At 71.6% G+C, this 18,345-nt stretch carries 14 protein-coding genes; 5 read left to right on the top strand and 9 right to left on the bottom strand.

Annotation, left to right across the window (positions count from 1 at the left end; genetic code table 11):
• The first annotated feature begins 16 nt into the window (after positions 1-16).
• From L3i22_RS03805 to galT, 4 genes are all read left to right on the top strand, one after another.
• A complete protein-coding gene (locus L3i22_RS03805) occupies positions 17-949 on the top strand; it encodes a sulfotransferase (protein ID WP_221325615.1) in 933 nt (310 codons plus the stop codon).
• A gap of 40 nt (positions 950-989) precedes the next feature.
• Positions 990-1,904: a glycosyltransferase family A protein gene (locus L3i22_RS03800; protein ID WP_221325614.1), complete on the top strand. Its 915-nt coding sequence runs from the start codon at positions 990-992 to the stop codon at positions 1,902-1,904.
• A gap of 91 nt (positions 1,905-1,995) precedes the next feature.
• Positions 1,996-2,772 carry a DeoR/GlpR family DNA-binding transcription regulator gene (locus L3i22_RS03795; RefSeq protein WP_221325613.1) on the top strand — a complete coding sequence of 259 codons (777 nt, stop codon included), beginning with the start codon at positions 1,996-1,998 and terminating at the stop codon, positions 2,770-2,772.
• Positions 2,769-3,863: a galactose-1-phosphate uridylyltransferase gene (gene galT / locus L3i22_RS03790; RefSeq protein ID WP_221325612.1), complete on the top strand. Its 1,095-nt coding sequence runs from the start codon at positions 2,769-2,771 to the stop codon at positions 3,861-3,863. Before L3i22_RS03795 ends, galT begins: the two co-directional genes overlap by 4 nt.
• A 306-nt stretch (positions 3,864-4,169) precedes the next feature.
• On the opposite strand, the gene L3i22_RS03785 is transcribed toward galT, so the two are convergent.
• Positions 4,170-5,384 carry an NADP-dependent isocitrate dehydrogenase gene (locus tag L3i22_RS03785; RefSeq protein WP_221325611.1) on the bottom strand — a complete coding sequence of 405 codons (1,215 nt, stop codon included), beginning with the start codon at positions 5,382-5,384 and terminating at the stop codon, positions 4,170-4,172.
• A 112-nt stretch (positions 5,385-5,496) separates the two neighbouring features.
• Here L3i22_RS03785 and L3i22_RS03780 point away from each other — a divergent pair, with 112 nt between their 5' ends.
• Complete coding sequence (locus tag L3i22_RS03780; protein WP_221325610.1) at positions 5,497-6,033, top strand: hypothetical protein; 537 nt, start codon at positions 5,497-5,499, stop codon at positions 6,031-6,033.
• Here L3i22_RS03780 and L3i22_RS03775 read toward each other — a convergent pair.
• From L3i22_RS03775 to sucC, 8 genes are all read right to left on the bottom strand, one after another.
• Entirely contained in the window at positions 6,026-6,616 is a 591-nt protein-coding gene (locus L3i22_RS03775; protein ID WP_221325609.1) for a pentapeptide repeat-containing protein, read from the bottom strand. The genes L3i22_RS03780 and L3i22_RS03775 overlap by 8 nt on opposite strands.
• A gap of 8 nt (positions 6,617-6,624) precedes the next feature.
• A complete protein-coding gene (locus tag L3i22_RS03770; RefSeq protein ID WP_221325608.1) occupies positions 6,625-7,305 on the bottom strand; it encodes a pentapeptide repeat-containing protein in 681 nt (226 codons plus the stop codon).
• A 12-nt stretch (positions 7,306-7,317) separates the two neighbouring features.
• A complete protein-coding gene (locus L3i22_RS03765; protein WP_221325607.1) occupies positions 7,318-11,802 on the bottom strand; it encodes an RICIN domain-containing protein in 4,485 nt (1,494 codons plus the stop codon).
• 173 nt (positions 11,803-11,975) lie between these two features.
• A complete protein-coding gene (gene purH, locus L3i22_RS03760) occupies positions 11,976-13,538 on the bottom strand; it encodes a bifunctional phosphoribosylaminoimidazolecarboxamide formyltransferase/IMP cyclohydrolase (RefSeq protein WP_221325606.1) in 1,563 nt (520 codons plus the stop codon).
• A complete protein-coding gene (purN, locus tag L3i22_RS03755; protein WP_221325605.1) occupies positions 13,535-14,152 on the bottom strand; it encodes a phosphoribosylglycinamide formyltransferase in 618 nt (205 codons plus the stop codon). Before purN ends, purH begins: the two co-directional genes overlap by 4 nt.
• Positions 14,153-14,197: 45 nt before the next feature.
• The gene (locus tag L3i22_RS03750; protein ID WP_255657921.1) at positions 14,198-15,652 is read right to left on the bottom strand and encodes a DUF6350 family protein; all 1,455 of its coding nucleotides are present in this window, start codon (positions 15,650-15,652) and stop codon (positions 14,198-14,200) included.
• A gap of 114 nt (positions 15,653-15,766) precedes the next feature.
• Positions 15,767-16,648, bottom strand: a complete 882-nt coding sequence (sucD, locus tag L3i22_RS03745) for a succinate--CoA ligase subunit alpha (RefSeq protein WP_221325604.1) — start codon at positions 16,646-16,648, stop codon at positions 15,767-15,769.
• 4 nt (positions 16,649-16,652) lie between these two features.
• Positions 16,653-17,831, bottom strand: a complete 1,179-nt coding sequence (gene sucC / locus L3i22_RS03740; RefSeq protein WP_221325603.1) for an ADP-forming succinate--CoA ligase subunit beta — start codon at positions 17,829-17,831, stop codon at positions 16,653-16,655.
• Positions 17,832-18,345: the final 514 nt, after the last annotated feature.

Below are 18,345 nucleotides of genomic sequence, written 5' to 3'. Positions count from 1 at the left end.
GTGAAGGCGGGCCAAAGTGGCACAAGTGCTATTTCTGGGCGGATTGGGGCGAAGCGGCACCACGCTCGTCGAACGACTGCTCGGAGAGCTGCCCGGGGTCTGCGCGCTCGGCGAGGTCGTCCACCTGTGGCAGCGGGACCTGCGGGACGACGAGCGGTGCGGCTGCGGGGAGCGCTTCTCCGCCTGCGAGTTCTGGCAGCGGGTGGGCAAGAGCGCCTTCGACGGCTGGGCGAACGTCGACGTCGATCGGGTGCACGCCCTGCGCGACGCGGTCGAGCGGACCCGCCACATCCCCCGGCTCGCATCCGCCGCCAAGCCCGCTGTGGACGTACGGGAATATGCCTCTTTTTATGCAAAGGTCTATGCGGCCGCCGCCGAGGTCTCCGGGGCGAAGCTGGTCGTCGATTCGTCGAAGCATTCCGCATTGGCGCACGTGCTCCGCGCCGCCGGCGACATCGACCTGCGCGTGGTGCACGTGGTCCGGGACGCCCGCGGCGTCGCCTACTCCTGGACGAAGCGGGTCGCCCGCCCGGAGACCGACGGCGCGGACGAGATGACCCGCTACTCCCCCGGCCGCTCGGCGCTGCTCTGGAACGCGCACAACGCCGCGTTCGGACTGCTCGCCCGCCGGGGTGTGCCGCTGCGCCGGATCCGGTACGAGGAGTTCCTGGCCGACCCGCGGGCCGGGCTGATCCGGCTGGCCGACTTCGCCGGGCTCACGCTGCAGCCGGCCGATCTGGACTTCCTCCGGCCCGGTGAGGCCCGGCTGCGGGTCGGGCACAGCGCGGCCGGCAATCCGATGCGGTTCACCGTGGGGCGGCTGCCGCTGCGCCAGGACGACGCGTGGATGCGCAAGCTGCCGGTCGCCCAGCGCCGCCTGGTCGGCGCGGTGTGCGGCCCGATGCTGCGCGCCTACGGCTACCAGCTGAACCCCGACGACGCCCGATGAGCCGCCCATCCCGAGGACGAACCGCACAGCAGGAGGCGCGATGAACTGGCCGTCGGTCGGGGTCGTCATCCCCACCCGGAACCGCCCGGAGCTGGTCCGCCGGTCGATCGCCGCGGTCCGCGCCCAGAAGTACCCGGGCGAGCTGCGGATCGTCGTCGTCTACGACCAGACCGAGCCGGACTATCTGCTCGCCCACACCGAGGACGTCCCGGTGCTGGTGCTGACGAACTGGCGGACCGGCGGCCTGGCCGGCGCCCGGAACACCGGCGTGCTGGCCCTGGACACCGAGCTGGTGGCGTTCTGCGACGACGACGACCGCTGGCTGCCGGACAAGCTGCGCCGCCAGGTGGCCGCGCTGCTGGCCGAGCCGGACGCGGAGTTCGCCACCTGCGCGATCGAGGTGGAGTTCGAGGGCCGCACCACGCCGCGGCTGGCCGGCCACAGCCGGGTGACCGTGGACGACCTGGCCCGCTCCCGGATGTCGATGCTGCACTCGTCGTCGTTCCTGGTCCGCCGCGAGGTGCTGGCCGAGGACGCGATGGGGATGGTCGCCGAGGACGCGCCCGGCAGCCAGAACGAGGATTGGGACCTTTTGCTCAGGGCGGCCCGCCGCGCGCCGATCGTGCATGTGGACGAACCTCTGGTGCAGGTGCTATGGGGGCGCAGTTCGCACTACGCCTACGAGTACGCCACGAAGATCTCCTCGTTGCGCTGGATGATGCAGCGGCACCCGGAGATCAGTGGCTGCCGGCCGGGCGCCGCGCGGGTGTACGGCCAGCTCGCGTGCTGGTCGGCGGCGACCGGGAACCGCAGCCAGGCGTGGCAGTTCAGCAAGGAGGCGGTCCGGGCGAACTGGAAGGAACCGCGGACGGCGATCGCTCTCGCCGCGATGACCGGAGCGGTGAAGGTGGAGAATGTCCTTTCAGCGCTGCACAAACGGGGCCGGGGTATCTGAAGTCACTCTTTCGCGCACACCCGAAATCGCGGTACTGTTCAAGTGTGTTCGAAATAGTGCGGAAACCACGACCGAAGTTGGTGGATTGCTGATGCTCGCCCAGCAGCGTCAGGCCGCGATCCTCGATCGGGTCCGTGCCACCGGCGGCGTCCGGGTCTCCGAGCTCGCCGCGGAGTACAGCGTCTCCGACATGACGATCCGCCGTGACCTCGAGGCGCTCGCCGACCGCGGGCTGCTGGCGAAGGTACACGGTGGAGCGACCACGGTCAGCCCCGGTTCCGCACACGAGCCGGGTTTCGCCGCCAAGTCGGTGCGCCAGCGCGACGAGAAGACCGCGATCGCGGCCCGCGCGGCCGCCCTGGTCTCGCCCGGCGACGCCATCGCGCTCTCGGCCGGCACCACCACGGCCGAGCTGGCCCAGCGGCTGGTCGACGTCCCGTCGCTGACCGTGGTGACCAACTCGATCCCGGTCGCCGACGTCTTCTACCGCGCCGGCCGGCCGGACCAGACCGTCGTGCTGACCGGCGGCACCCGCACCCCGTCCGACGCGCTGGTCGGCCCGGTGGCCGTGGCCGCGATCGGCACCCTGCACCTGGACATGCTGTTCCTGGGCGTGCACGGGATGAGCGAGCGGGCCGGCTACACCACGCCCAACCTGATGGAGGCGGATGTCAACCGCGCCCTGGTCGAGGCCGCGGAACGCCTGGTCGTGCTCGCCGACAGCACCAAGTGGGGCACCGTCGGCATCTCCTCGATCGTCCCGCTGGAACGGGCCGACGTGCTGATCACCGACGACGGCCTGGACGCCACCGCACGATCCCTGCTCTCCGAAACCGTTCCTGAACTCGTGGTGGTGAACCCGCAGTGACGTTCTTCCGCTCGACCGTCAACCTTGCCGACGGGCGCGAGCTCATCTACTTCGACGAGAAGCCGGACTCCGGCCGCTCGGCGTACGCGGACGCCCGCGAGCTCCCACCGCCCCCGCCGGCCTCGCAGCTGCGCTACGACCCGCTCGTGGACGAGTGGGTCGCGGTCGCCGCGCACCGGCAGACCCGCACGTTCCTGCCGCCGTCGGACGCGTGCCCGCTGTGCCCGACCAGCTCGCGGTTCGCCAGCGAGATCCCCGCGCCGGACTACGACGTGGTGGTCTTCGAGAACCAGTTCCCGTCGTTCAGCTACCGCGAGGTGCCGGGCGGCGAGATCACCGAGCTGACCGGGATGGTGCCGGTCAAGCCGGGCTTCGGCCGGTGCGAGGTGGTCTGCTTCACCAGCGACCACAACAGCTCGTTCGGCGCGCTGACGCCGGCCCGGGTGCGCACGGTGGTCGACGCGCTCGCCGACCGGACCACCGAGATGTCGCAGCTCCCGGGCGTCGCCCAGGTCTTCCCGTTCGAGAACCGGGGCGTCGAGATCGGCGTGACGCTGCACCACCCGCACGGCCAGATCTACGCGTACCCGACGGTCCCGCCGCGCACCGAGGCGATGCTGCGGGCCGCCACGAAGCACGCCGCGAAGACCGGCGGACGGAACCTGTACGCGGACGTGCTCGCCGCCGAGCAGGAGGCGAAGGTCCGGGTCATCGGCGCCAACGAGCACTGGACGGCCTATGTGCCGGCCGCCGCCCGCTGGCCGTTCGAGGTGCAGATCGCCCCGCACCGCCAGGTCCTCGACCTGCCCGGGCTGACCGGCGACGAGCGGGACGCGTTCGGCCCGCTCTACCTCGAGGTGCTGCACCGGTTCGACGGGCTGTTCGGCAAGCCGATGCCGTACATCTCGGCCTGGCACCAGGCGGTCGTCGGCGAGGGCCGGGAGCTGGGCTATCTGCACCTGCAGGTGTTCAGCATCCGCCGCGCCGCCGACAAGCTGAAGTACCTGGCCGGCTCGGAGTCGGCGATGGGCGCGTTCGTCAGCGACGTCGTCCCGGAGAAGGCCGCTCAGCTGCTGCGCGACGCGCTCTGACGGCAGCACGACGAGCAGAAGACCCAGAACGGCCCCGCCTCTGACCCAGGCGGGGCCGTTTGCATGGGGGGACCAGCGGGGGCCCGGGACAAGGCCCCCGCTGAAGGGGACGGCGAGCGGCAAGCCCGAGCCCGCCACCCGCACCACTGAGACAAACGAACTGTCATACCCAGTGGTTACGACCCTAAACCTCCGGCTTTGTCGGATCTTCCAAAACAACAAAACCCCAACCCCCGCTTTGGTACGACCGGAGCACCGCTCCCGCCGTACCGAAGAAGAAGTTGGGGTTTTTGTCGTGTCGAGAAATCAGGCGAGCTTGCGTGCCAGGTTCTCGTCGAGCGCGTTCATGAACTCATCCGTGGTCAGCCACGGCGCGTCCCGGCTGATCAGCAGCGCGAGGTCCTTGGTCATCTGACCGCCCTCGACGGTGTCGATGCAGACCTGCTCCAGCGTCTCGGCGAACTGGGTGACCTCCGGCGTCCCATCCAGCTTGCCGCGGTGCTTGAGCCCGCCCGTCCACGCGAAGATCGACGCGATCGGGTTGGTCGAGGTCTTCTCGCCCTTCTGCCACTGCCGGTAGTGCCGGGTGACCGTGCCGTGCGCGGCCTCCGCCTCGACGGTCTGACCGTCCGGCGTCATCAGCACCGACGTCATCAGGCCGAGCGAGCCGAAGCCCTGGGCCACGGTGTCGGACTGCACGTCACCGTCGTAGTTCTTGCAGGCCCAGACGTAGCCGCCCTCCCACTTCATCGCGGCGGCGACCATGTCGTCGATCAGCCGGTGCTCGTAGGTGATGCCGGCTTCCTTGAACTGGTCCGCGAACTCGGTCTCGAAGATCTCCGCGAACAGGTCCTTGAAGCGGCCGTCGTAGGCCTTCAGGATGGTGTTCTTGGTGGAGAGGTAGACCGGGTAGTTGCGGGCCAGGCCGTAGCGGAACGAGGCCCGCGCGAAGTCGCGGATCGACGCGTCGTAGTTGTACATCGCCATGCCGACGCCGCCGGCCGGGAACTCCGAGACCAGGAACTCCATCGGCGCGGAGCCGTCGTCCGGCGTGAAGGTGACGGTCATCTTGCCGGCGCTCGGCGCGACGAAGTCGGTCGCCTTGTACTGGTCACCGTGGGCGTGACGGCCGATGATGATCGGCTTGGTCCAGCCCGGCACCAGCCTGGGTACGTTGCTCATGATGATCGGCTCACGGAAGACCACGCCGCCGAGGATGTTGCGGATGGTGCCGTTCGGCGACCGCCACATCTTCTTCAGCCCGAACTCCTGCACCCGCGCCTCGTCCGGCGTGATGGTCGCGCACTTGACGCCAACGCCGTGTCGCTTGATGGCGTTGGCCGAGTCGATCGTGACCTGGTCGTCGGTCTCGTCCCGGTACTGGATCGACAGGTCGTAGTACTCGAGGTTGACGTCGAGGTAGGGCAGGATCAGCTGCTCACGGATCTGCTTCCAGATGATCCGGGTCATCTCGTCGCCGTCGATCTCCACGACCGGGTTCTTGACCTTGATTTTCGCCATCGGCCGGCGCTCCTCTCCCGAAACACATGCTTAGCAGTACGAGCGTACTGCCCGCCCGCTGAAGATCGCCGGGCGGCCCCGAACCGGTGATCTGCCTCTACCATCCCAGGCGATGAAGACCAGCCGGGCCAATAAGCCTCATGTGCGGGAGAAGCTGCTCGATCTCGGCCGGACCGCGGTGGCCGTCGCCGGGTTCGCCGCCGTCGCCGTCGCCGGCATGCTGTGGCGGGACCGGGTGATCGGCCTGATCCACGACGTCACCGGGGGCGCCCCGGCCGGGATGGCGGCGGCCGGCTGGCTGGTCGTCGTCGCGCCGTTCCTGACCGGGTTCCTGTGCTGGCTGTTCGCCGACCGGCTCGGCCGGCCGGGCCGGATCGCGCTGATCGTGGTCACCGTCCTGCTCGCGGTCGTCGCGCTGTGGTTCCTGCCCGGCTGCGACCGGCACCACTGCGGGCCCGCCGAGGTGACCGGGGACGGCGCCGAGGCCCTGCGGACCGGCACCATCTTCGGCGCGCTGACCGGCCTCCCGGCCGCCGCCGGCGTCCTCGCCACCGCGAAGCACCCGAACCGGCGCCTGGCCGCGCTCCTGGTCACCCTCTGGGCGGCGGCCATGCTCGCGCTCGCAGTGGTCCTGGGCCGGATCAACTGACGATGGCACCGTAGGCGCGGGCGAAGTGCGCCGCCTGCCCGAGGTCGATCTTCGCCCCGGTCACGTCGACGTCGCGCAGCGGCGTGCCGTCCAGGTCCGCTCCGCGAAGATCAGATCCCTTCAGTACGGCATCCTTCAGGCGCGCGTTGGAGAGATCCGCCCCGCGCAGGTCGGTCTTCGACAGATCCGCCCCGGTCAGGTCCGCCTCCCGCAGCCGCAGCGCGCCGAACCGGATGCCGCTCAGGTTGTGCCCGCGCAGCGACACGAACCCCCAGTCCCCGCCGGTCACGGTGAGCGGCCGCAGCCCGCAGTCCACGAAGGTGGTGCCGGTCAGCTTGCAGTCGTCGAACGTGGCGTCGAAGAACGAGCACCGCTGCAGCGTCGACTGCAGAATCGCGGTACGCACGAACGTCGCCGCGTTGAACTTGACGTTGCCGAACTCGCACCGCTCGAACGTGCACCCGGTGAACGTGGACTCGCTCCAGTCCACGTCGTGAAAGACACAGTCCTCGTAGTGGACCCGCTCCTCCTCGGCGAGGGCCCGGTCCGTACCGGAAAGCCGTTCGCCCTGGATGTGCCGCATGGCCGAGCTCACTCGGCCAGGCCCTGGTCCCGCAGCCCGGTCAGCTGGGCCAGGATCGCCGCGAAGTCCTTCGACCGCTTCGGCGCCACCGCGACGATGCAGTCCAGCGGAGTCGTCTCGAAGCGACTCACCTCGAACGACGCGAATGTCGGCAGCTCGGCGCGGGGCACCGCGCCGACCACCGCCCGGCGCAGCAGGAACTGCGTCTCCGGGTCACGGCGGACCAGCTCACCGGGCACGTACTGGAGCTGGGCGCTGGTGAACTCGGCCGCGGTGATGTCCAGCGCCCAGTCGACGTCCGCGTAGTGCCGCTCGATCTCCGCGGCGAACGCCGCCCGTACCGGCGCGGGCAGCGATGGGTTCGGCGGCATGACGAACCACGTGCCGACCCGGCCGCGCAACGTGACGTGCCGGAGGGCGCAGCCGTACAGGTTCAGCGAGCCGGTCATGGTCACCCCGTCGACCAGCACGTCCTCCAGCCGCACGCCGCTCAGCGACGACTGCTTGCAGACGCTGCGGGTCAGCGTGGTGTCCCGGACCACCAGGTTCATCCCCGGATCGTCGAACTGCGAGAGGGTGGAGCCGGCGAACCGGCACCCGCTCAGCTCCCACCCCCGCAGCGTCCGATGACTGCCGATGCTCTTGACCCCGGAGAAGTCCTGCTTCTCGACCCGGACGCCGTCACTCACCGACGATCTCCCTCACGAGAAGATCTCGGCGAGGAAGTCGGCGGAGAACGACGGATAGTCGATGATCTGGTCCCGGCCGATCACGAAGGCGTAGTTGAGGTGATCCCGGATCGAGGTGGCGCTGCCGCCGGTGACGTCGATGGGACACTCCATTTCGCCGTGCTCGATCACGAAGTCGGGCAGTGACTGACCGCGCATCCCGGCACCGAGGTGCTCGATGTTCGCGTCGGCGAGGACGGCCGCGTCGTCGGCGACCATCTTCTCCAGCGCGGTGCCGACATACATGCTACGCAGCCACGGCTCGGTCTTGCCCCGAGCGTACTCACCGGGCCCGAGCATCGCCCGGAAGTCCGCGGCCGACCGGGCCCGGGCCCGCTCCACGGCCGCCCGCAGCAGCTGGTAGCTGGCCTTGCCGGCGGCCGTGAGCAGATCCACCGGGCAGATCTCGGTCTGCGCCGCGCGGGCCACCGTCACCCGGGCGGTCACCCGGGCCGCGGCCGCGGCGTTGGCCGCGCAGGAGAGCAGCCGGGTGGCCGCCGACGCCTCGCGCTCCAGCAGCGGGAGCGCCTCGGCCGGCAGGTCGCTGGCCCGCAGCACCTCGAGCGCGTCGGTGATCCCCTGGCCGGCCCGCAGCGCGGCCCGGGCCTCGACCACACCCTTGACCCAGGCGAACACCCGGTCGTACGGGATCAGCTCGGCCGCCGCCCACGCGCAGCTGCTGTTCAGGATGTCGCCCTTGGTGGCCTTCTTGCCGCACTCGATGAAATCCCCGAAGACCAGGTGGACCAGGTTGTCCCAGGACGCCTTGATCTGGTCGCGGACGTCCATGTGCAGGGTCCGGTGCACGGTGGTGTCCACCGTCTTGACCGCCAGCGGCAGCGAGCCGCAGGTCGCGCTGGTGGTCCCGGTCAGCGTGCAGATGATCAGGTCGTAGTAGACGAACCCGTGCATGTGCAGCGGCACGTCGATGTCACAGGTCGGCGACCCGTTACCGGTGGAGCAGTGCCCCTCCCAGGCGTCGACCGTGAGGTCCGGCCGCAGCATCAGGGCCATGTAGCCGCCGTCCCAGGTGGCCACCACCTGGTTCATCCGGTCCGCGTACCGGGCGTCCGCCTCGGCGCTGGACGCGGCCGTCTCGGCCGCGGCGGCGTCCTCCCTGGCCCGTTGTGCGGCCGCCTCGGCGTCGTCGGCCGAGGCGTCGGCCCGGTCAGCCGCGTCCTGCGCCGCGTCGGCCTCCTGCTGGGCCTGGGTGGCCGCGGACCGGGCCGAGGCCGCGTCCCGCTCGGCACTGTCGGCCGCCGCGTCGGCCGCGTCGGCCTCCCCGGCCGCCTGCTGCGAGGCGGCGTGCGCGGCCGCGGCATCCCGTTCCGCCTGCGCGTTGAGCTGGGCGGTCTCGGCGTCGGCGGTCGCCGCCGCGGCGGCGTCGGCGGCCGCTGCGGCGGCCGAGGCCCGGGCATCCCGCGCCGACTTCGCCGCGGCCGAGGCCGAGGCGGCCGCGTCGGCGGCGGCCTGCGCCGCGATCTTGGCGTCGCCCACCGCGGCGGCGGCGAGCGCGGCCGCGGTCCCGGCGGCGGTCGCCGCATCCGCGGCCCGGGCGTCGGCCGCGGCGCTCTGCTGCTGGGCGACGGTCATCGCACTCTGCCCGACCAGCACCGCCAGGGCCGCCGCGGAGTCCCGCTCGACGAAGGGTGCGCCGAGCGCGATCGCCTCGTTCGCGGGCGTGGCCACCTGCGCCGCGGAGTCCCGGGCGGCGAGTGCGGCCAGCGACGTGGCGTACGCCTTGCCGGCGGTCACCGCGCTGTCCAACTGCGCCTGTTGCGCCGCGGCCCAGGCCGCGGCGGACTGCTGGGCCGCGACCCGCATCGCGGCGGCCGCGGCGGCCGCATCCGCGTCGGCGGCGTTGGCATGCGCCTTGGCGTCCCGGGAGGCGGCGAGCGCGTCGGCCGCCGCGGAGTGCGCCTTGGCCATCGCCGCCCGGGTGATCCCGACCTGGGCGTCGGCTTTCTTGGCGGCCGCTTCGGACCGGGCGGCGGCCGCGTGCGCCCGGGTAGCGGCCTCACGGGCGTCCTCGGCGGCCCGGGTGGCGGTGTCCGCGGCCCGGCCGGCCGCGTCGGCCGCGTCCTGGGCCCGATCCGCCTCCTGCTGGGCATGGTCGGCGGCGGCCCGGGCCGCGGCGGCCTGGTCGGTGCCGGCCAGCGCGTCCGCCTTGGCCTGCATGGCCATCGCCCGGGCGGCCAGCGAGTCGTGCTTGGCGTTGGCGTTCTCCGCGGTCTCCCGGGCGATCATCGCGTTGTTCGCGGAGACCTGGGCGTCGTGATCGCGGTCGGCCGCGGTCACCGCGTCGGCGTCGGCCGAGGCCCGGGCGCTGCCGGCGATGCCGAGCTGGCGTTGCGCCTCGGCGTCGGCGGCGGCCGCGTCGGCCCGCCGGCTCTCGGCGATCCGGCGCTGCTGCGCGGCGACGTCCCGCTGCTGCTCGGCGATCTTCCGCTGCGCCGCGGCCTGGTCCGCGGCGATCTTGGCGGTGGCCCGGGCCTGCTCGGCCTCGGCCCGTTTGGCCTTGGCCGTCGCCGCGTCCCTGGCCGCGGCGGTCGCCTCGGCCGCGGCCGACTGCGCGGCGGCCTGCGCCTGACGGGCGGCCTCCTGGGCGGCGTTCTTGGCGTACTCCGCGCGCATCGCCGTGGCCTGGGTCTTGGCCAGGGCCAGCAGGGTGTCGCTGTCGGCGACGGCGGCCTTGGTGGCCTGCACCGCGGTGGCGGTCGCCTTGGCCGCGGCGGTGGTGCCGGCCGCGGACGCCTTGACCACCTGGGCGGACTGCTGCGCGTAGGCGAGACCACGCCCCACCGGGTAGTGCCCGGCGGTGGCGATCGTGGCGGCCGCGTTCTGCGCGTTGGTCACCGCGGTCGCCTGGACCTGGGCGTCGGCGGCGGCGTTGTTGGCGATGGTGAGCTGCGCGGCGGCCCGGTTCTGGGCGTTCTTGATCTCGTTGACCGCGTAGGTGAAGTCGGCCGCCTTCGGCGCGTCCAGGATGTCGGTCCCGGTGCCGGTGCCGGCGTTGTTCTGCGCCGAGACGAACTGCTGGGTGGTGCCGCCGGTGCAGGTCTTGACCGCGGCGGCCAGCCCGTTGGTGGCCGAGGCGAAGTCCAGGCACTTGTTCGCGCCGACGTTGTAGAGCCGGGTCAGGCCGCCGGTGGTGGACCACTGCCAGTGCTGATTGGCCTTGTTGGTGGTGCAGGCGTAGAGCACCACATTGGTGCCGTTGAGGTCCAGGCACTTGCCGGTGGCCGCGTTGTAGAGCGGGCCGTCCAGGTAGTTGTAGCCGTACGGGCGCCACTGCTGGGCCGTGCCGTTGTTGCAGGTCCAGAGCTCGATCTTGTTGTTGTTCGTCGCCGATCCGCTGGTGTTGTCCAGGCAGAACGTGGTCGACGGCTTGTACTTGAAGGTGATCGGGCCGGAGCCGGCCGTGCACAGGCCGCCCGCGCTCCAGCAGGACTGCCACTTGGTGAGCTGGTGCGCGATCCAGGACTGGCCGACCGCCTCGCCCATCGCGATCGCGGCGTTCTCCAGGTCGAGGTACGCCTTGGCGTGCGCGGCCAGGATCGCGGCCCGCTGGGTGGCCTGCGAGTCGAGCTCGGCCTGCCACTCGGCGGCGGCGGTGTGCACCACCGGGGCGAGCACGTGGTTCGGGTCGAGCGGGTTGTCCGTGTCGCACGAGGCGAACCGCTGCTTGATCGCCTCGACCTCGAGCCGGAACTCGGTCGAGCCGGGCGCCGGGGCGCTCTTCGGGAAGCCGCCGGCCTGCAGGAACAGCCGGAGGTCGTCGGCGTGGTGGTTGCCCGGGTAGACGTGGCCGTCGTTGAACGGGTCCTCGTCGCCGACCTCGCCCCAGGCCCACCGCTCGTACGACGAGCCGCCCGACCCGGTGTACAACCCCTGCGCCTTGGCGATCGCGACCGCGCTGGCCACCGCTTCGGCCGAGCCGACCGGGGCCAGGTCCTCGTAGAGGCTGCCCTCACCGTCGAAGAACCGGTGGTTGTAGAACGAGAGGATGCCCAGGTCGCCGTAGAAGTTCGGGGCCCACTGGAAGCCGGTGACGGTCTCGTCGACGACCTCGAAGTTGTTCGGGATCGAGTCGCTCCACACGTCCTTGCGGCCGTAGAGCGTGTCGACCTTGGCCGAGTAGTCGGCCCGGTCCTGGTCGTACGCGGTCGACAGCGGCGTCGCGTTCCAGTAGCTCGGATCGGCCGCGGTGTGCATCGCCGCGGTCGTCCCGGTCAGCCCGGTCTGCGCCACCGAGCGGATCGCCGGGCCGCCGGCCTGGGCCACGAAGCCGAGCCGGCACCGGTCCAGCCGGGCCGCGGTCAGTCCGTCGTCGAGCCGGCTCGGATAGGCCCAGGTGTCCCCGGTGTCGGCGTGCGCGCCGGTCGCCGGCGCCACCATCGTCAAGGAGAGCGCGGCCAGCGCCGCCACCCCCGCCTGCAGCCATCGTTGTCCGCGCACGCCGATGCCCGTCCTCTCCCCCGTGAACGCCGTGACGGCGACGCCCCCGCACGAGCGCGGCTAAGAATTTAGATCTACTGATGTAACAAAATCAATACTCGGCGGTAACCCCGTGGTTCCGGAACACGAAAGAGCCGGCCCGCGGGTGCGGGCCGGCTCTTCGGGAGAAGCGATCAGCCGTGGTAGAAGTGCCGCGTTCCGGTGAAGTAGATGGTCAGGCCGGCCTTCTCGGCCGCCTCGATCACCAGGTTGTCGCGGATCGAGCCGCCCGGCTGGACGACCGCCTTGACGCCGGCCGCGATCAGCACCTCGAGGCCGTCCGGGAACGGGAAGAACGCGTCCGAGGCGGCCACACTGCCGGCCGCCCGCTCGGCGCCGGCCCGGTCGACCGCCAGCTTGGCCGAGTCGACCCGGTTGACCTGGCCCATGCCGACGCCGACGGTCGCGCCGTCGTGCGCCAGCAGGATCGCGTTGCTCTTCACGCTGCGGATCGCCCGCCACGCGAAGGCCAGGTCGCGCAGGTCCGCCGGGGACGCGGCCGCGCCGGTCGCCAGCGTCCAGTTCGCCGGGTCGTCGCCCTCGGCGTCGATCCGGTCCGACATCTGCACCAGCACGCCGCCGCCGACCTGCTTGATCTCGGCGGGCGGCGGGTTCCACGCCGGGGCGACCAGGACGCGCAGGTTCTTCTTCTCGCGCAGCAGGTCCAGCGCCTCGGGGGCGTAGGACGGGGCCACGATGACCTCGGTGAAGATCTCCGCGACCTGCTGCGCCAGCTCGAGCGTGACCGCCTGGTTGACCGCGATCACGCCGCCGAACGCGGAGACCGGGTCGCACTCGTGCGCCTTGCGGTGCGCCTCCGCCACGTCCGCGCCGATCGCCACGCCGCACGGGTTCGCGTGCTTGATGATCGCCACGGCCGGGTCGGTGAAGTCGTTCGCGGTGCGCCAGGCGGCGTCCGCGTCGACGTAGTTGTTGTAGGACATCTCCTTGCCGTTGAGCTGCTCGGCCTGCGCCAGCCCGGCGGGAGCATTCGCGTCGACGTAGAGCGCGGCCTGCTGGTGCGGGTTCTCGCCGTACCGGAGAATGTCTTGTTTTTTCAGCGCGATGCCCGCGAAGTCCGGCCATTCCGCGGCCGGCGCCAGCACGGTCGCCGTCCAGTTCGCCACCGCGACGTCGTACTCCGCGATGTTGATGAACGCCCGGGAGGCGAGCACCTTGCGCTGCTCCAGCGTGAAGCCGCCGGCCGCCAGCGCGGAAAGAATCAGCGGATAGCCCTCGGTGGAGACCACCACGGCAACCGAGGCGTGGTTCTTCGCCGCGGCCCGGACCATCGCCGGCCCGCCGATGTCGATCTTGGCGATGCACTCCTCCTCGCTCGCCCCGGAGGCGACCGTCTCGGAGAACGGGTAGAGGCTGCTCACCAGCAGGTCGAACGGCTCGATCCCGTGCTCGGCCAGCTCCTGCGCGTGGCTGTCCAGCCGCAGGTCGGCGAGGAGACCGGCGTGCACCTTGGGGTGCAGGGTCTTCACCCGGTCGCTGAGGATCTCCGGGAAGCCGGTCAGATCCTCCACCCGGGTCACCGGCACGCCGGACTTCTCCACGGTGCTCGCGGTGGAGCCGGTCGAGACGATCTCCACGCCGGCGGCGTGCAGGGCCTGGGCGAGCTCGACGATGCCGGCCTTGTCCCACACGCTCAGCAGCGCCCGCTTGATCGGACGCAGACCCTCGGTGCTCACGGAATCCGTACCTTCCTGTCTTTGATGGTCCAGCCGTCGCGGACCAGGCGGCCGACGAACTCGACCAGCTGGGCCCGCTCGGCCACCTTGATCCGCTCGGTCAGCGTGGCTTCCGTGTCGTCGTCGAGCACGGGGACACTGACCTGGGCGATGATCGGCCCGGTGTCGACACCGGCGTCGACGAAGAAAAGCGTCGCGCCGGCCAGCTTCACGCCGTAGGCGAGCGCGTCGCGCGGCCCGTGGATGCCGGGGAACGACGGCAGCAGCGCGTTGTGCGTGTTGATGTACCGGTCGCCGAACGCGTCCAGGAACTGCTTGCCGACCAGCTTCAGGAAGCCGGCCGAGATGACCAGGTCGGGGCGGTGCGCGGCGACGTGCCCGGTGACCGCGGCGTCCCAGTCGTCGCGGGTCGGGTAGGCCTTCACCGAGTCCACGAACGTGGGCACACCGGCCGCGGCGGCGATCTCCAGGCCGGCGATGCCGTCCCGGTCCGCACCGACCGCGACGACCTCGGCGCCGTACGCCGGATCCGTGGCCGCGTCGAGAAGAGCTTGCAGGTTGCTGCCCGATCCGGAGATCAGGACGACCAGGCGGGCGGGCGCGGGGTCAGTCACCTCAGCACCCTATCCGGGACGCCCAGGTCAACCGAAATCGGGCGGTTATCGGCGGCTCTTGGTCACGACCGGCCGCCGCGGGGTGCTGAAGATCCGGGCCGCGGAGGCGCCCACGATCACCGAGATCGCGGCGACGATCGCGGCCACCAGCCCGACCTGACCGGCCGCCGGGCCGATCTCGGCGAGCCGCCCGTCCCCCACCGGGCCGCCGGAGCACCAGGCCAGCCCGGCGAGCAGCAGACCCGCGACCGGGCCGGCCAGCAGGCCCGCGCCGAACAGCAGCGACCAGGCCGGTTCCGGGGCGTCCGCGCCGGAGCCGCGACCGGGCCCCCAGGCGTGCGCGCGGCCGTAGCGCAGCCGCTGGGTGAGCCCCCAGCCGGCCACCGCGCCGGCGATCACCGGAAGAGTCAGGAGCAGCGTGCCGCCGGAGCCCACCGGCCCGTTCGGCAGGCCGGCCAGCAGCGGCAACGTGGGCAGGTCACCGACCGCGAACTCGGTCAGCCGGATGATCGAGCCAACCCCCAGGACAAAACCGGGACCGAGAAGGTACGCCGTGGCCCAGACCGCCGCGTTCGCCGCGTAGGCCACGCTGATCAGGGTGATCCCGGCCTGGCCGGCCACCCCGGTGTGATAGGCCGCGATGATCTTCGCGGCGTCGCCACCGCCGAGCGCGACCGACAGCCCGCCGACCGCCGCGCCCGCCCCGACCATCAGGAGCCCGGCGACCAGCCCGGTCCGGATGCCGTGGCGCAGCGCCGACGGGACCCGCCGGGCCAGCGTGGTGACCGCGTCGCTGCCGCGCAACGCGCCGATCAGCGCCCCGACCAGCCCGAGCAGCAGAAAATCCGCCGCGGCGCGGGCGGTGGAGACGTGGGTGCCGCGGCCATCGGTGAGCTGCGCGGTCAGAAAACCGATGGCGCCGTACGCCACCCCGACGCACATCGCCACGAGAAGCGCCGAGCCGATCGAGCCGGTACGCCGCGCCCCGATCGCCCGGGTCACGTGCAGCCCGGCCCGCTGCAGCCGCCACAGCACCAGCCCGGTGAGCAGCAGCGGCGAGAGCCCGAGCGAGCCGATCGACGTGCCGATCGGCACCCCGTGGCCGAGCAGCCAGGCGGCCGCGCCGGCATGGGCCGCCCCGAGCAGGCCACCCTGGCCCTCCAGGGTGCGGGCCAGCCCGAGCGCCGCGGCGACCGGAAGATAGGTGAGCAGCGCCGCCCAGGTCGTGGCGAAGGCCACCGCCACCGGCAGCGGGGCGCCCTTGGCGCGCTCCGGCGGCCGGCGCTGGTTGGGGACCCGGACCGTCTCGCGGCGGCCGAGCATCGCGTCGTCCACGACGACGGTGTCCCGGGTGTCCGGCGCGCCCGCGGCCTGCGGCTGGGGCTCCCGGCTCGCGCCCGGGGCGGGCAGCTGCTCGGTGTCCCGCACGACAGACTGCAGCGCCTCGGCGACCGCGAACGGGTCCTCCGAGCCGCCGGGACGGTCGGTTGTGCTGGGCATCGCGACCTACCTTGTCACGCCAGGGCACTTACAGCGATGCAGATACGACGGCGCGCCGCCGATCGGGTCTCGTCGACCCGGCCGGCGGCGCGCCGATCGTAGGCAGATCGATGGTCAGCTCATGATCTCGCGCATGAGCCGGGCCGTCTCGCTCGGCGTCTTGCCGACCTTGACGCCCGCCGCCTCCAGCGCCGCCTTCTTCGCGTCGGCGGTGCCGGCCGAGCCGGAGATGATCGCGCCGGCGTGACCCATGGTCTTGCCGGGCGGAGCGGTGAAGCCGGCGATGTAGCCGACCACCGGCTTGGTCACGTGCGCCTTGATGAACTCGGCGGCCCGCTCCTCGGCGTCGCCACCGATCTCACCGATCATCACGATCGCGTCGGTGTCCGGGTCCTCCTGGAACGCCTTCAGCGCGTCGATGTGCGTGGTCCCGATGATCGGGTCGCCACCGATGCCGACGGCCGTGGAGAAGCCGAACTCCCGCAGCTCGTACATGAGCTGGTAGGTCAGCGTGCCGCTCTTGCTGACCAGGCCGATCCGGCCCTGCGGGGTGATGTCGGCCGGGATGATGCCGGCGTTCGACGCGCCCGGCGAGGCGATGCCCGGGCAGTTCGGGCCGATGATCCGGGTCTTCTCACCCTTGGCCACGTTGTACGACCAGAAGGACGCCGAGTCCTGCACCGGTACGCCCTCGGTGATCACGATGGCCAGCGGGATCTCGGCGTCGATCGCCTCGAGGACCGCGGCCTTGGTGAACGCCGGCGGCACGAAGATGACCGACACGTCGGCGCCGGTCTCCTTGATCGCCTCGGCGACCGTGGCGAACACCGGCAGCTCGGTGCCGTCGAAGTCCACCTTGGTGCCGGCCTTGCGCGGGTTCACGCCGCCGACCACCTGGGTGCCCGCGGCGAGCATCCGCTTGGTGTGCTTGGAGCCCTCGCCACCGGTGATGCCCTGGACGATGACCTTGGAGTCCTTGGTGAGCCAGATAGCCATTAGTTCACTTCCCCGCAGCCGCGAGCTCGGCGGCCTTCTCTGCCGCTCCGTCCATCGTGTCGACCCGCGTGACGAGCGGGTTGTTGGCGCCGTCGAGGATGGCGCGGCCGGCCTCGGCGTTGTTGCCGTCGAGACGCACCACGAGCGGCTTGGTGACCGTCTCGCCGCGGTCGGCGAGCAGCTCGAGCGCCTGGATGATGCCGTTGGCCACCGCGTCACAGGCGGTGATGCCGCCGAAGACGTTCACGAAGACCGACTTCACCGACGGGTCGCCGAGGACGATCTCCAGGCCGTTCGCCATCACCTGGGCGCTGGCGCCGCCACCGATGTCGAGGAAGTTCGCCGGCTTCACGCCGCCGTGCTTCTCACCGGCGTACGCGACCACGTCGAGGGTCGACATGACCAGGCCCGCGCCGTTGCCGATGATGCCGACCTCGCCGTCGAGCTTGACGTAGTTGAGGTTCTTGGCCTTGGCCGCCTGCTCGATCGGGTCGACCGCGGACTTGTCCTCGAGCGCCTCGTGGTCGGGGTGCCGGAAGCCGGCGTTCTCGTCCAGCGTGACCTTGGCGTCCAGCGCCAGCACCCGGCCGTCGCCCACCTTGGCCAGCGGGTTGACCTCGACCAGCAGGGCGTCCTCGGCGACGAACGCCTGCCACAGCTTCACCGCGATGTCGACGACCTGGTCGGCGACGTCGGCCGGGAACTTGGCGAGGGTGACGATCTCCCGCGCCGTGGCCTCGTCCACGCCCTTGCTGGCGTCGATGGCGACCTTGGCGACCCGGTCCGGGTCGGTCTCGGCGACCGTCTCGATCTCCATACCACCGGCGACGCTGGCGATGCAGAGGAACGTACGGTTCGCCCGGTCCAGCAGGTAGGAGAAGTAGTACTCCTCCTTGATGTCGGCCGTCTCGGCCAGCATCACCTTGTGGACGGTGTGACCCTTGATGTCCATGCCCAGGATGTCGGTCGCGCGGGCTTCCGCCTCGTCGGCGCCGTCGGCCAGCTTGACGCCGCCGGCCTTACCGCGGCCACCGACCTTCACCTGCGCCTTGACGACGACCTTGCCACCGAGGCGCTCGGCGATCGCCCGGGCCTCCTGCGGGGTCTCGGCGACGCCGCCGCCCAGCACGGGCAGCCCGTGCCGTTCGAACAGGTCGCGCCCCTGATACTCGAACAGGTCCACGTGTCTCCTTTCGCTCGCGACGCCAAGCGCCGGCAAGCCGCACCATTGCGTCCCGACCTGTTGTGTGCGCGGCGCGTCGCAGTGGCGCCGCCAGCGTGAGGATCGTCGGGCCATCGTGAAATGGCCTTCATCCGCAGACTAGCGACCGAATCGGGCTCCGTGCCCGCGCGGGTACACGGTGTGCAAGACCACACACCAGGGGGACGAAATCGCAGGTCCGGGACGGTCGGGACACCTGTGCAAGAAGAGGTTGCCGGGGCCCGACGGTCGCCCTCGCCGGCTCGCCCCGGCCGCGCTCGCCGGCCCGTCCACGGAAGTGTTCGCAAAAAGTCACGCGACGGCGCGTAACCCCTCGGAGAAGGGCGTCGTTGAGTGTGATGTCAGCGAGCTGCTACTCGGGCCCGCGGATCAGAAAGCGGCCGATGCCCTGTCGGTCGAGGGGTGGCGGCGGGGCATCGCGCATAGAGGGGCCGGACGTGTGAGGGGTGCGTCCGGCCCCTCCCTATGTCCCGGC

Source organism: Actinoplanes sp. L3-i22 (genome assembly GCF_019704555.1).
Classification (GTDB): domain Bacteria; phylum Actinomycetota; class Actinomycetes; order Mycobacteriales; family Micromonosporaceae; genus Actinoplanes.
The sequence above is the reverse complement of the archived record's forward strand: the minus strand, read 5'-3'. Positions and strand labels throughout refer to the sequence as shown.

What these genes read in the sequence shown, in the direction of transcription:
- sucD (WP_221325604.1), bottom strand. Translation starts at nt 16,648, where the DNA reads ATGGCTATCTGGCTCACCAAGGACTCCAAGGTCATCGTCCAGGGCATC.
- L3i22_RS03785 (WP_221325611.1), bottom strand. Translation starts at nt 5,384, where the DNA reads ATGGCGAAAATCAAGGTCAAGAACCCGGTCGTGGAGATCGACGGCGAC.
- L3i22_RS03750 (WP_255657921.1), bottom strand. Translation starts at nt 15,652, where the DNA reads ATGCCCAGCACAACCGACCGTCCCGGCGGCTCGGAGGACCCGTTCGCG.
- L3i22_RS03795 (WP_221325613.1), top strand. Translation starts at nt 1,996, where the DNA reads ATGCTCGCCCAGCAGCGTCAGGCCGCGATCCTCGATCGGGTCCGTGCC.
- L3i22_RS03780 (WP_221325610.1), top strand. Translation starts at nt 5,497, where the DNA reads ATGAAGACCAGCCGGGCCAATAAGCCTCATGTGCGGGAGAAGCTGCTC.
- L3i22_RS03800 (WP_221325614.1), top strand. Translation starts at nt 990, where the DNA reads ATGAACTGGCCGTCGGTCGGGGTCGTCATCCCCACCCGGAACCGCCCG.
- L3i22_RS03775 (WP_221325609.1), bottom strand. Translation starts at nt 6,616, where the DNA reads ATGCGGCACATCCAGGGCGAACGGCTTTCCGGTACGGACCGGGCCCTC.